Annotated in this window: 13 protein-coding genes; 2 read left to right on the top strand and 11 right to left on the bottom strand. The window is 49.3% G+C overall.

Annotation, left to right across the window (positions count from 1 at the left end; translation table 11 throughout):
- Positions 1–11 precede the first annotated feature (11 nt).
- The gene (locus B0X71_RS01890; RefSeq protein WP_077587868.1) at positions 12–1199 is read right to left on the bottom strand and encodes a cytochrome P450 family protein; all 1188 of its coding nucleotides are present in this window, start codon (positions 1197–1199) and stop codon (positions 12–14) included.
- A gap of 230 nt (positions 1200–1429) precedes the next feature.
- On the opposite strand from B0X71_RS01890, the gene trhA reads away from it, so the two are divergent.
- The gene (gene trhA, locus B0X71_RS01885) at positions 1430–2077 is read left to right on the top strand and encodes a PAQR family membrane homeostasis protein TrhA (RefSeq protein WP_332309459.1); all 648 of its coding nucleotides are present in this window, start codon (positions 1430–1432) and stop codon (positions 2075–2077) included.
- Positions 2078–2121: 44 nt separating this feature from the next.
- On the opposite strand, the gene B0X71_RS01880 is transcribed toward trhA, so the two are convergent.
- From B0X71_RS01880 to B0X71_RS01835, 10 genes are all read right to left on the bottom strand, one after another.
- Complete coding sequence (locus B0X71_RS01880; protein ID WP_077587867.1) at positions 2122–2553, bottom strand: STAS domain-containing protein; 432 nt, start codon at positions 2551–2553, stop codon at positions 2122–2124.
- A 318-nt stretch (positions 2554–2871) separates the two neighbouring features.
- Complete coding sequence (locus B0X71_RS01875; protein ID WP_077587866.1) at positions 2872–4008, bottom strand: RNA-guided endonuclease TnpB family protein; 1137 nt, start codon at positions 4006–4008, stop codon at positions 2872–2874.
- Between the two features lie 87 nt (positions 4009–4095).
- Positions 4096–4404 (bottom strand): hypothetical protein, encoded by a 309-nt coding sequence (locus tag B0X71_RS01870; RefSeq protein ID WP_077587865.1) that lies wholly within the window; start codon positions 4402–4404, stop codon positions 4096–4098.
- A gap of 61 nt (positions 4405–4465) precedes the next feature.
- Complete coding sequence (locus B0X71_RS01865; RefSeq protein WP_077587864.1) at positions 4466–5638, bottom strand: MFS transporter; 1173 nt, start codon at positions 5636–5638, stop codon at positions 4466–4468.
- Positions 5631–6062 (bottom strand): MarR family winged helix-turn-helix transcriptional regulator, encoded by a 432-nt coding sequence (locus tag B0X71_RS01860; protein WP_077587863.1) that lies wholly within the window; start codon positions 6060–6062, stop codon positions 5631–5633. The genes B0X71_RS01865 and B0X71_RS01860 overlap by 8 nt, the downstream gene beginning before the upstream one ends.
- Positions 6063–6195: 133 nt before the next feature.
- Positions 6196–6492, bottom strand: a complete 297-nt coding sequence (locus B0X71_RS01855; RefSeq protein ID WP_077587862.1) for a hypothetical protein — start codon at positions 6490–6492, stop codon at positions 6196–6198.
- 137 nt (positions 6493–6629) lie between these two features.
- The gene (locus B0X71_RS01850; RefSeq protein ID WP_077587861.1) at positions 6630–7898 is read right to left on the bottom strand and encodes an acetyl-CoA hydrolase/transferase family protein; all 1269 of its coding nucleotides are present in this window, start codon (positions 7896–7898) and stop codon (positions 6630–6632) included.
- Between the two features lie 93 nt (positions 7899–7991).
- The gene (locus B0X71_RS01845; protein ID WP_077587860.1) at positions 7992–8918 is read right to left on the bottom strand and encodes a ketopantoate reductase family protein; all 927 of its coding nucleotides are present in this window, start codon (positions 8916–8918) and stop codon (positions 7992–7994) included.
- A 97-nt stretch (positions 8919–9015) separates the two neighbouring features.
- The gene (locus B0X71_RS01840; RefSeq protein WP_077587859.1) at positions 9016–12108 is read right to left on the bottom strand and encodes an AAA family ATPase; all 3093 of its coding nucleotides are present in this window, start codon (positions 12106–12108) and stop codon (positions 9016–9018) included.
- Positions 12105–13256, bottom strand: a complete 1152-nt coding sequence (locus tag B0X71_RS01835; RefSeq protein WP_077587858.1) for an exonuclease SbcCD subunit D — start codon at positions 13254–13256, stop codon at positions 12105–12107. Before B0X71_RS01835 ends, B0X71_RS01840 begins: the two co-directional genes overlap by 4 nt.
- Positions 13257–13406: 150 nt before the next feature.
- On the opposite strand from B0X71_RS01835, the gene B0X71_RS01830 reads away from it, so the two are divergent.
- A complete protein-coding gene (locus tag B0X71_RS01830; protein WP_077587857.1) occupies positions 13407–13637 on the top strand; it encodes a transcriptional regulator in 231 nt (76 codons plus the stop codon).
- The last annotated feature ends 8 nt before the right edge of the window (positions 13638–13645 follow it).

The raw sequence follows: 13645 nt of genomic DNA, 5'->3' as shown, positions 1-13645 counted from the left end.
TTCCCGCTTCCTTATAATAATAATGGCAATTCCCTTACCCCTCTGACAATCATGCCAGGCCGCCACTCCAGTTCCTCTTCATTCACTTTCAATTCCGCTTCAGGGAACCGCTTCATAAAACTGGAAATGGCAATTTCCCCCTCAAGCCGCGCCAAAGGAGCGCCGAGACATTGATGGATGCCTTTCCCAAAAGCCAGATGAGGACTCTTATCACGGGTAATATCAAACAATTCAGGGGTGTTGAATTTTTCAGGATCATGATCAGCCGAATTCAGTGACACAATCACGAGTTCCCCTTTCCGTATTTTCCGGCCGCGGAATTCCACGTCTTCCCCAGCCCATCTGGAAGTGGAGAACTCGACAGGCCCATTGAACCGAAGCGCTTCTTCAATCGTCTGCCCGATCAGTTCCGGGTTATTCTGAAGCAGCCGCTTCTGCTCAGGATGACTGAGAAGTGCAAGTACACAATTGCCAATCAAATTAACCGTCGTCTCGTGTCCTGCAATAATCAGCAGTGTTACAAGTCCGTACAGCTCTTTTTCAGTCAGCCGATCTCCCGCTTCTTCTACTGCGATCAATTGACTGATTAGCCCGCTGTCCGGGTGCTGTCGGGCTAAAGCAAATCGCCCGCTCAAATACTGGATGAACTCCTGCATATGCTGATATATACTGGCGCCGGCTTCACTGCTTGATCCTTCAATCAATGAATTCGACCAGCGCCGGAACCTATCCCGGTCTTCGGCAGGGATGCCGAGTATTTCACAGATGACGATGATCGGCAGCGGGAATGCATAATCATCGATCAGGTTCATTTCAGAAGTTCTTCCTGCCTGATCCAGTAATTCATCGGCAATTTCCTGGATACGTTCTCGCATACTGCTGATCATTTTTGGTGTAAAGGCCTTTTGAGCCAAGTTTCGCAAGCGCCGGTGATCAGGCGGATCAGCAAATAGCATATTCTGCGTAAACACAGGCATCTGCTCCATCGAGCTGCCAATCAACTTTGCATAATCTTTGATGAACCGCCGGTCTGTCAGCACATCAACCGCATCCGCATAGCGGGTGACGAGCCAGCCTTGCTGCCCATCCGGAAAACGCATTCGGGCTATGGCAGCAGTTTCTCGGAGCTTGGTATAAACAGGATAGGGGTTACGGGTGAAATTTTCAGAAAGCAAACTGTGGGCATCAGGTCTATTCATGACGTCACCCTCCTTATTCGGTCTTGGTTAGCCATACCCCTATTCGGAAAAATTTAAAAGACCGGATAGTTCATCGCGTTACGGCAATCTGCAACTTTCCACTTTCCTGATCCTCTGCATTTTCTTTCAAACTGTATTGAATTCTATTAATCCGGCAGGTCTTTCCTTGACTGTCATGCAACAATAGTCATACCATATCTATATTATTACATCCCAACAGAGAGAGGTCAGTGTCCGATTTGAAAGTTTCTATCCGTGAACCATTCAATGCATTATCCCATTTGATCGGAGCTGTTCTCGCATTTATTGCCTGTGCAGCCATGATCGCAAAAGCAATCGAGCATGACGTTCCCCTGTTGCATACAGCAGCAGTGACAGTATTCGGTCTTACGCTTATCTTCTTGTACAGCGCCTCGACCACCTATCACTGGGTAAAAGAAGATTCCAAAACCATCAATTATCTCCGGCGCATCGACCATTCCATGATCTATGTTCTTATCACCGGCTCATATGCCCCGTTCTGTCTGATTGCGTTGGGCGGTACACTGGGCTGGACGATTTTAATCATATCCTGTGCGTTGGCGATTACTGGAATACTGCTGACTATGACTTCTTTTAATTCCCACCGGAAGTTGACAACCATTTTGTATATTGCCATGGGGTGGATCATCATCCTTGCATTGGAACCGCTGGCTGATAATCTTACCCGGCAAGCGCTTGTCCTGCTGATTTCAGGTGGTGTACTTTACACTATCGGCGGCGTTCTTTATGGTATCGAAAAAGCGTTAAATAACCGAAATTACCATAAAATCTTTCATATTTTTACGCTTTTCGGCAGTTTCGCTCATTTTGCTGTTGTCTATTTTTATCTCTTATGAAAGCAGGCAGCCCGGCTCCTTTGTATCAGGAGCCGGGCTGTTTTTTACTGTTGCTGCAAATCAAATTCTTCTAAGGCGCGCATCAGGTTGGCATGGACTCTGATGCCGCTGAAGTCCAGGCCAAGCGAAATTGCCGTCTGTGCAATTTCAGGACGAATTCCAGAAAGAACAGAAGTCACTCCGATGATTTTCAGCGCTTCCATCAGTTGAAACAATTGATGGGCCACCATTGTATCGATGATCGGCACTGCGGATAAATCGATATACAACGTATGCAGCCCTTTGTTCACACTTTGATCCAACGTCGTTTCCAGGATGACTTTTGCCCGATGGGTATCAATATCCCCAACGAGCGGCAAAATCCCGATTCCCGGCCGGATTGGAATGACAGGGCTGCTCAATTCATTAATCATCTGCTGCTGGGCGAACAGGATTTTTTTATGGGTTTTCTGATAGTGGCGGACAAAGCTCTCCATTACATAATCGAATGCGCTATTCCCCCAATCACTCCAGCGGAGCGCATCTTCTGCAGAAGCAGCATAAGTCGGTTCTTCAAAAAAATCGCGGACAAATTTCCAGTAAATCCGCCGGAAAATTCAGAGCTGCATAACAACTTCGTGAACTACTCCCCATTGAAATGGGGAGCTTCGAAAGGCAATGACTTTCCGTCATGTTTACCATAATGGACCTTCCGAACTTTTCTGCACTTCATCGGGTCGTCCCCTTCCCCTTTCGGTTCCCTGGTGTTACCGTCCCTCCATGCGCATCGGCCGCTGTTCCAGCGGCAGCGGGGGTTACCCGATTTGTTTCAAGCCTTCACGTAAAATGTTGGCCGCTGCGTTAATGTCGCGGTCATGCTCGGTGCGGCACGCCGCACAGATCCATTTCCGTTCGTTCAGGTTCAGAAGCGTCTTCTTTTTTCCGCAATGCGAACAGACGCGGGACGTGGCTGTCCAACGGTCGACGAGCAGGACCTGTCCGCCTTTTCTTTCCGCTTTGTACGTCAGGAAACGGCGGAACTGATACCAGGCGGCGTCCTGGATGTGCTTTGCCAGCCGTTTGTTCTTCACCATGCCCCGGATGTGCAGGTTCTCCACGCACACGACTTGGTTGTCGTCGGTGATGCGCTTGGCAAGTTTGTGGTGCAGGTCTTTCCGCTGGTTGGCGATGAGCACGTGCAGCTTCGCGATTTTTCGTTTCGTCTTCCCGTAGCGGTGGCTGCTTTTCTGCTGGCTGGCGAGTTTCCGCTGAAGTTTTGCCAGCCGTTTCTGGGCCTTCCCGTAATAGCGGGGATTCGGCTCCTTATGGCCGTTGGAATCGATGAACAGATACGTCAGCCCCATATCGATGCCGACCTGCCCGGTCTTCGGATGTGCCGCTTGCGTTTTCGCTTTCTCGAACAGCAGGGAACAGGTAATGACGCCTGCTTTCTCTGAAATGGTCGCGCTGCTGATGCGGTGGTTTTGCTTTTTCGCCCGCTGCAGCACGTTTTCCGAGCCTGCACAGGCCACCCAGCCGAGTTTCGGCAGTTTTACCTGCTTGAAATCTGCGGATAACACAATATTGTTGTTCGTCTGGTTCGTTTTGTACGATTGTTTTTTGTGCTTCGACTTGAACACCGGGTAGTTCGCCCGTTTTTCGAAGAAGTTCTGGTACGCCCGGTCGAGATCAAAGACCGCATTCTCAAGCGCAAATTTGTCCACTTCCTTCAGCCATGGGAAGGCCTGTTTCATGTTCTTCAAGAATTCTTTCTGCTTCTTCAAATTCAGCGATTCGTTGCGCCGACCCCACGCCTTGCTTCGCTTGTCGAGCAGGTGGTTGTAAAGGAAACGCCGACAGACAAAGGTCTTTTTCACTTGAATCAGCTGGTCTTCGTTCAACTGCAGGCGAACCTTGACCCCGTAATGGTCGAACTGCTCTCCTTTTTTCATCCAACCGCATCCCGAACACCTGTTTTCTTATCTTCAGTATACCGTTCGGAATTATCGAAATCAAAAGAAAACCGACTCACTTACGCCTCATTGAAATAAGGTGGATGCGCTCGTCATCTCCTCAAGCGGCACTTCACCTTTCACCCGCTCCTGTGCAATTGTTGATGCCCATTCCTCAATATAGCGGCGATATGTCTCTTTTTCTTCAACAAAAACAAGCGAAATCGCATCGACGAATGCACTGTTCTCTTTCCGCAACTGGTCTTCAATCCGCGGGTCGACATTAGCTGCATAAACAGATCCGTCTGTGCTGCTCCGGCTGGCAAACCAAGCATCAGTCATATCCTGCTTTCTATCGATTACATATTCGTACAATTGCCTGCTGATTTTCCCCATAATGTCTGATTCTCCTTCTCCGAAAGTTGCCTTCTTCTATACTAACTAAAAGAGAAGCATATTATCTACTTTGAATCCTTTGCCTGCTTGCCTGCCATAAGTACAGCAGAATAATCAGCAGTACACCGACCGCCAGTGCGAGGTACAGATCGGCATAGCCCAGAAAACCGACAGTAGCTCCAAGCAACAGGGAGCCGGAAGCAATTCCAGCATCGAACATCATAAAAAAGGTTGCGGTGGCATAGGCACTCCGGTTATGCGGAGCCGCCTGAATTGCCAGCGTCTGCAGACTGGGGAGCAGCGTTCCATAGCCAAGCCCGACCAGCACGCCTGACAGCAACAGCTGCCAGGAAGTGGTTGTCATGCTGAGCAAAAAGAGACCGGCCGAAAACAGTATAAATGATGGGATGATCACGACTGTGGGCCCGGCTATATCAAACAGCCGGCCTGTGAATGGCCGCACAAGAAGCATGGCTGCCGCATAAATGGCAAAGAAAAAACCGGCTGTCTGAATCAGCCCCAATGTCTCTGCATAGATCGAGATGAACGCAATAATACTCGAATACGCAACAGCTACAAAGAAACCAACGAATGCAATCGGAAAGGATCTTCTTTCCAGCATATTATCAAGCGATAGCTTCCGGCCGGTCTTCTCGGCGGGAGCAGTGCTTACATCTTTCACAAACAAGCTGCAGACGAAGCCCGCCAGCATGATAACACCAAACAATAAAAAGATAGCTTCATAACTGATCAGCGGCTGCAGGGTCAGTGCGATAAAAGGGCCTGCCACCACTGCAAGATTCATCGCCATTCCGTAATAGCCGATGCCTTCCCCGCGGCGCGAAGCCGGAATGATATCGGCAGCGATTGCGCCGGCCACTGTTGTGGCGATACTGAATGACAGGCCATGGAAAAAGCGGAGCGCAAGCAGCAATCCGATCGAGTCAGTGAAAACATATATGAATGTGGTCAAACCAAAGATCAGCACACTGATCAGCAGCATCGGTTTCTTCCCGAATTTATCCAAAATCATCCCGGTAAACGGCCGCAGCAAAATGACAGATAAAAGAAACACAGACACTACGAGCCCCGCTTGAGCCGCCGTGCCGTCAAATGTATCCAGCACATAAATTGGCAACAGGGTCAACAATGCATAAAATACCGCAAACACAAAAAAAGTACTGATGAAAATATTAATAAAACTTTTTGTCCAAATCGGCTGTTTTTCAGTCATCTGATCCTTCCTTCTCTTCTTGTCCCGATTTTATTTTTTTTAAGAGCAGCAGTAATTGCTGCTGTTCCTGCTCAGTAAGCTCAGCAGTCAGCTCAGCCTCCAGTTTCGACACCTGAACAGAGATTTCGGGTAATAGCTGTTTCGCTTTTTCTGTCAGATAAGCCATTCGTTCCCGTTTATCCCGTCCTTTTTTTCGCACGACCCATCCTGTTTCTTCCAGCCGGGCCAATGTTCGGGTGACTGTCGGTGCTTCAACATTCAAGTACTGCCATATCGCTGTCTGTGACATCGCTCCCCGTCGATCAAGCAATGTAAGAATCCCCCATTGGGAGCTGAATAATCCGTACTCTTTTAACGCCTCATTTACTTCCTTGGCAGACAGCCGGGCTTTCTGATGAATTTCGTGGAATAATTGGTGCGGCATCAGCATACCCCTTTCATTATTTACCTAAGTAATAATACAACCGTACCAGCATACCGCATCTGCCTGTGTATGTAAATCAACAGAAAAAAAGGACCGTCCCGATCAGCGGGAAAGTCCTTGGTGTTTGGGAGAGTCAGGCAATTCGGTCCGGTTCCTGATTCTTGTTATAATACTGCACACTTGTCAGCGCACCTTCCGATACCATCCGGCCATCTTCCTCATCCTGCGGCGCTCCCCAAATCTCCATATACACAGCTGTCAGAATACGCTTGACCGTATCGACTTGTTCAATCACTTCTTCCATGAACTGTTCCGGGTTCTCGACAGCTTCCTTAATTTCGTCCGTGACTTTGCCCCGATTTTTCTTCAACAAATAAAAACCCGCCAAAGCTGCTCCCGCAAGCGTGATGGTTCTTGTCGTTCCTTTCATGGCACTGCCTCCTTTGGTTGATAAGATCAGGAAGTACGAAGAATTGAGAAGAAAGAGTTATTATAATTATTATCTCACTTTTCTGATTTAACGTTCAACAAAAAAGCTCCTTCCCGGCCGAGGGAAAGAGCTTGTCATCAAATAAGTAATCCTTGTTTTTTGGCATCATGCGTCAGCTCTTCCCGGAACTTCGGATGGGCAACAGCAATCAGGCGCTTTGCACGCTCTGACAGCGAAACACCATGCAGCCGGGCGATGCCATACTCTGTCACGATATTATCCACATCATTTTTTCCGGTCGTTACGACAGACCCGGGTGTAAGATGCAATTTAATACGGGAAATGCTGTCATCCTTCGCAGTCGAGTATGTACAGATATATCCTTTCCCGTTCTCTGCAAATCGGACACCCCGCGCAAAATCGACCTGTCCACCGCTTGAAGAGAAGTATTTGCCGCCGACGGTCTCGGAGGCGCATTGGCCATATAAATCAACTTCCGTTGTTGCATTGACCGATACGATATTCTTCTCTTTCGCAATTTCCCGTGGATCATTCACTACACTGACCGGCAGAAACTCGAGCGATGGATTATTGTCAATGAAGTCATATAATTTTTGCGATCCGTATGCAAACGTCGCAATGATTTTGCCCGGATTTGTGAATTTCCGCGTTCCGTCAACTGCCCCGGCTTCAACGAGATCCGCAATCGCTGATGGGAGCATTTCTGTGTGAATTCCAAGGTGACGATGGTCTTTCAGCATCGAAATGACGGCGTTTGGCACAGAGCCGATACCGATTTGGAGCGTATCACCGTCCTGAATATCCGCCACCACTTTTTCCGCAATTTGCTGGTCTTTTTCACTGACCGGTACGGTCTTTTCTTCTGTCAGCGGAGCCTCATGCTCCACAAAGCCGGCAATCTGGCTGATGTGGATCTGATTCTGGCCGAACGTGCGCGGCATATTCGTATTCACTTCAAGGACGAACGGCACTTTGCCGACAAATTCGGCGATATAGTCAGCTTGGGTACCCAATGAGAAATAGCCATGTTCATCCATCGGTGCTGCAACCGTCATAATCATCGACATCTTCGTCACTTTCCGGAGCAACCGGGGCATTTCATGAAAGTTATTCGGCACGAGTTCCATCTTCGCCTGCTGATACACCTTGCGAGTAGCACCGCTCAGAAAATATGAGACATGTGTCAGATTTTCCAGTTCTCCATTGATATAAGCCCGCGGTTTCAGGGCCAGCATCTGATGAACCTTTACTCCTGATAACGCGGATGCCCGTTCTTCCAAAATATCAAGTAAACGAATCGGTTCCCCGTTCGCAATCGGTACAATGATATCCGCTTCTCTTTCAATTAGTTGAATCACTTGTTCTGGCGTCAGCCGTTTCGTCATCTTCTTCACTCCTGCTTCTTTTCTATCCTTTTACTTTACCATAATTCACAGGAGAGATTTGATTTGAATAGCAATGAAGACTGGCTGCTCCCCTTACCACTCCGCAATCCGTGCTTGCTGATACAGCGTCAGTTTCGTATGGATGGTCTCAAGAAGCGGTGCCTCGATTCCCTGTGCGTGTGCCTGCTTCAAAAGATAACCCTGCAGGTGATCCGCCTCTGTAGGCGCTCCTTTTTCCACGTCGCGCTGCATGGATGATTTCATGGCGTGGCCGAGACCATTTATTCGCTCAAACAACACGTCAGCAATATCTTCACGAATCGGTGCGTCGACCGCCTGCATAATGGCTGTGATTTCATTCAATAATGCCTTGATTGCGCGCTGCCCGCTGTCCAGGTCGCGAATCGGGCCAATCGGCGCCTCAAAAAGGGAAGTAATGCCGGACATTGCTGTGATGAACAAGTACTTGTGCCACATTTCCCGCTCAATGTGGTCACTCAGCTCAAACGAGGCTTTGGTTCCGCTGAATGACGCTTCCAGCCGCTTGATGCGTTCCGTTTTTTCGCCTGACAGTTCACCATAGACAATCTGATGCATCGGACTTTTCTGCAGAATGGTTCCATCATTGTCCAGTGTGGATTCGATCAGACACAGACCGCCGATCACCCGTTCTTTGCCAAATGTCCGCGCGAGTTCATCAATGTGCGAAATGCCATTGAGCAGCGGCAGGACGATTCCATCTTCTGCTAAATGTGGACGCAAATCTTCGATCGCCCGAACCAGCTGATAAGCTTTCACAGATAAAATCGCTACATCAAACTTTTCTTCCCGTTCTCCGCTGACGAGCAGTTTCGGATTCGCGTTGAAATCTCCGTGTACGCTGCGAATGTTAAATCCGTTTTCTTCTAATTTCCGTTTTCTGCTTTCCCGGACGAGGAACGTGACGTCCTCTCCTTTTTCCAATAGCCGGCCACCGAAATACCCGCCGACAGCTCCTGCCCCTACGACCAAAATCTTCATTCGTCCATCCTCCTTGTCATGGTAAGTCTCACTCATATCTTACAGAAAAACACCCTGCCTGTGTCAGGTCAGAGCCCTTTCTTTAAGGGAATCGGAATTATTTAACGATAAATTTCGTCCGGCTGTGGCCATCCTTGGATTTGGTCACTTCCAGAATCGCCGGAATCGCTGTTTTCAATTCCTGTACGTGAGAGATAACACCGATCATCCGGCCGGTCCGCTGCAGGTCGATGAGCGTCTCGATCGATTTCTGCAGTGCTTCCTCATCCAGTGAGCCAAACCCTTCATCAATAAACATTGTGTCGATTGCCACATTGCCTTGGAAGCTTTGAATCACATCCGCCATTCCAAGTGCCAGACATAATGATGCATTGAATTTTTCACCACCGGACAAGGTTTTCACGTCCCGCGTCTGTCCTGTATACGCGTCGTATACATCCAGTCCAAGCCCGCTCTGTCGTCCATGTATTTCCTGCCGGTCGCTCCGGACCAGAACAAACTGGCCATGGGATAGACGCCGCAGCTGCTCATTCGCTGATTCCAAAATCCGCTCAAGGTATTCAATCTGCAAATAGCGTTCAAATGAAATCTTCAATCCGTTTTGGCCGCGCAGCACGTCATGGAGATCGGCGATGTGATTCAATTGGGCTTCTTTTGCCATGCTGCGTTCCTCTGAAGTACGGATCCGTTCTGCCAGGCCTGCCGCTTTCTCTCCAAATTCTTTTGAACGGTTCCAAGCCTCATATGCTTTGTCGCACTCTGCTTTTAAGAAATCCAGGCCGCTTTGCAGTTCATCGAGGTCTGATTCCACCAAATTCTCCAACTGGGTTCTTAGTTCCATCACTTGGTTTATCATAGTATGCCGTGTCTGCCGGTACTCCTGAATCTCCTTTGCCAGTTTTTCTATTTCTGTCTCTGTGCGTTTCGCTGACTGATACGTTTCCAGTGAAGAAAATGCTGATTTTTCCAGCGCCTCCTCGAATTGAGAGTTTGCTTTCGCCCGTTTCCGGTCCGCTTCTTCCGCCGCTTCCGTTTTGAACTTTGCTTCTATCAAAGTATTGCTGTGCCGTTCCTTTGCAGACTGGTAGTCTTCCTTCGCCTGCTTCCATGCTTCGGCAAGTTTCCGTTTCAGCTCTTCGGTATCTGCCAATGAACGTTTCAGTCGGACCAGATCACGCATTGGTTCCGGCACAGATTGCATGACATTCTCCAGGACAGCTGCCACTTGTGCTGCAGCTTCCCGTTTATCTGCTACTTCTGTTTCCAGCAGCCGGGTTTCATTCTCCAATTCGTCCAACTTTCCAGCCAGCCCGTTTGCTGATTGTCTCTTTTGCCGGAGGGCTTCCCGTTCTTGTTTCAGTGATTCGACTTCAGCCATAAGCTGCGCGCGCAAGGTCTCTTTCTTCTTCAGTTCTTGGAATCGTTGACCCGCCGCAAGTCCGGACTCTGCTGTTTCCTTGCACTTATCAGCGAACTGGATACGTGCAGTCTGCCGTGCCGCCTCACTGGTGCGGCAAGCTTGGTCTTTTTCATCCAGCTGCTTTCGCTCGGCGTCCAGCTCCTCTTTCGATGGTCCAGTCTCATGCTGGCCGCCCGCTTTTGCCGGATGTTCCGTGCTTCCGCACACCGGGCAGGCATCCCCATCCTGCAGCTGTGCCGCCAGCTGCTGCGCCTGATTCCGTAACCACTCCGATTCAAGTTCCCGGTAGGCTGTAGCTGCTTTCTCAAACACTCCCCGGTCATTTTCTGCTCTCCGCTCCAGAACTTCGAGGCTTTCTTCCAATTTAATAAGATCATTCAATAACCGGTATTCTTCTTTTACATTATTCAGCTCTTCTGATTTATCACTGAGTGTATCCACCCGATTTTCCAGCTCACCGATTTCCTGTCGGCAGCCGACAAGCTGGGTTTTCAGCTGCTCAGCCGCTTCTTTTTTTACAGCCAGCTGTGCAGCGGCCTTACGTGCAGCTGCTTCGCTGTCGGCTTTCTCTTTTTGTCTCCGGGACAGATCTTCTACAATCGGCAGCAGCTGTTCCAGTTTTGTCAGCTCGGCAGCAGCTGTTTCACGGTCAGTTGCCCGGTCTTGTTCCTTTTGGAAATCGGCTTCCGCTTTTTCAAGCGTCCGGGCAGCGACGTCCTTCGCTTCCGCTGCAGCGATCCGGGCCGCTTCTTTCCTTTTACTTTCATCGGCCAGTTCCTGCAGCTGCTGCTCAATGCCTGAGATGGCCCGGGCCCGGTCTGCCTGCTCTTTCTCCTGTTCCTTCTTTCGGATCACCGGTTCCTGATCTTTAAGTTCTTCCAGTTTCTGTTCCTTATCGCGAAGTTCCTGAAACTGGCCATTCACCCGTTTCGCTTCATGGAAGACATGTACCTGATTCTCATGCAGCCGCCGCTTTTCATCGTATACAGTTTGCCCTTCCTGTGCAGCAATCCCGTAATCGCGTTCTTCAGCCTCCAGGCCATTCAATACTTGCTGGACATTGTAATGATCCTGGTCAAGTACAGCAAAAAGTTCACTTTCCCGTTTCTCAAGAACAGAATCGATGCTGCTCATTTCCTGATCCAGCCTTTGCTGTTCCACTTCAAAAGCGGCTTTCGCGTTATCCCGCTTCTTTTTCAACTTCTCAACAAACCATTTATACGGCTCTGTCTTGAAAATTTTGCGGAGAATCACTTCCTTGTCGTCTGTTTCAGAGACAAGAAGCTTGCGGAATTCTCCTTGCGGCAACATCACAATCTGGCTGAACTGGTTTTGCGTGAGGCCCAGGATTTCTTCCACGCGCCGGTTGATTTCAGATACGATTTGGCGCTCTACACATGGCTTTTCTCCATCTCCATGGATTTCAAAAAATTCACAGCGGTCACCGGTCACTGTTTTATTGCCTTTTTTCACATGCCCCATCTGCCGGAGAATCCGATACCTGCGGTTATGTATTTCAAACTCCATTTCCACCGCTGTGTGCGTACCATCCTCTGCAAAATCACTTCGGAGCCCTTTCGATTCACCACGGTCCGCACCGCTTGCTGAACCATATAGCACATAACAGATTCCATCGAAAATCGTCGTCTTTCCCGAGCCGGTATTCCCGGAGATCGCAAACAGACGATTGTGCTCCAGTTCGGCAAAATCGATGATTTCTGTCTTCTTGTAAGGACCGAATGCCGTCAGTTTCAGTTTTAACGGTCTCATCCTTTTTCATCCTCCCCCTGCAATACTTCCTGAAGAATTTCCGTAAATACACCCTCTGTCTCCTCGGCCGGCGCTTCGCCTTTAACCTCTTCGTAAAACGCCCGGAACAGAGATAATTCATCCATCTGCGCACGTGAACGGCCGGCTGTCCGTGTACCCGTTCCGGCTGCGATGACCCGTTCCACGTGCATCGCATTCGGATAAATGGAACGCACTTTTTCCATCGGATACAAAACCGGCGTTTCATCAAGCAGTTTCACAAAAATATAATCATCGCTCCGTTCATGCTTGAGGATGTCTTCCAGCTTGCCGCTGACTGTCCGCATATCGCGGCGCGGTACAAACCGGCGCCGTTCGGTCGTAACTGTCCCCTTTTCATCGAGTATCACGACGTAATAGCCCTTTTCGTGGCGCTCTTCTGAAATCGAATACTTCAACGGCGATCCGGCATACCGGATGATGTCCGAACCGACGGGGTGTGCCTGATGCAAATGTCCGAGTGCTGTGTATTGGAATTGGCTGAAGTGCTCTGAACTGACATATTCCGCTCCTCCGACCGACAGCGTCCGCTCCGAGTCACTCGTGTTTTCCTCGGGCTCACCATGCGGTGTCACAAACGCATGGCCGACGAACACATGACGTGCAGCAGGATCAGCTGATGCAGCAATCGCCCCGGAGATTTTTTTCATTGCACCATTATGGGAAGAAACGCCGGTGTCTCCAAACGCATGGCGCACCTGTGACGGATCAGCGTACGGGACCAGATGGAAATGGACTTCTCCGGCATCATCCGATAATATAACTTTTTCAACTTCCGGACGGAAGCGCCCGGCCATATGAAAGCCGTTCGCTTTCATGAGACGGCTGCCAAAGTCGAGCCGTCCCGGGCTGTCATGGTTGCCGGCGACTGCAATGACCGGCGTCTTCAGCCGAATCACAATATCGGCCAGCACTTCATCAAGCAGATTGACCGCCTCCGTTGGCGGAACTGCCCGGTCATACAGATCCCCCGCAATGATGACAGCATCCGGTTTTTCTTCTTCGATAGCCTTCACGAACTGCTCCAGCACGTGCCGCTGGTCATCTGTCATGTAAACACCTTGCACAAGCTTACCCAAATGCCAGTCAGCTGTATGAAAAAAACGCATGAGTTCCCCTTCTTCCTTATAATGAATAAAGAATATATGTTCGTTCAATTATAGGGAAAATCCGGCAATCGGTAAAGGTGCGTTTCGTTGCATTTTCGGGCTGTTCGAAGTAAAATAAGAACAAACGTTCTATAACAAGAGGTGAAAAACATGCAGACGCAGGTTCTTAAATATTTTAAAATTGGCGAGCCGATCAATATGATGTATATGGCCGCAGACGGTTCCATTACAAAACGCCGGATTAAGATCATAAAGGTATCCGGCAATTCATTTCAGGCATACTGCTACCTCCGGCGGGAGAAACGGACTTTTAAATTCGAGAATGTCCTGTCGCTTCTCCCTGTACACATTCGCGAGCGGAAAACGCCGGCTGTCGTTTAGTCCTCCCC

Source organism: Planococcus lenghuensis (assembly GCF_001999905.1).
GTDB classification, from domain to species: Bacteria; Bacillota; Bacilli; order Bacillales_A; family Planococcaceae; genus Indiicoccus; species Indiicoccus lenghuensis.
This window is presented reverse-complemented; position numbering and strand designations above follow the sequence as displayed.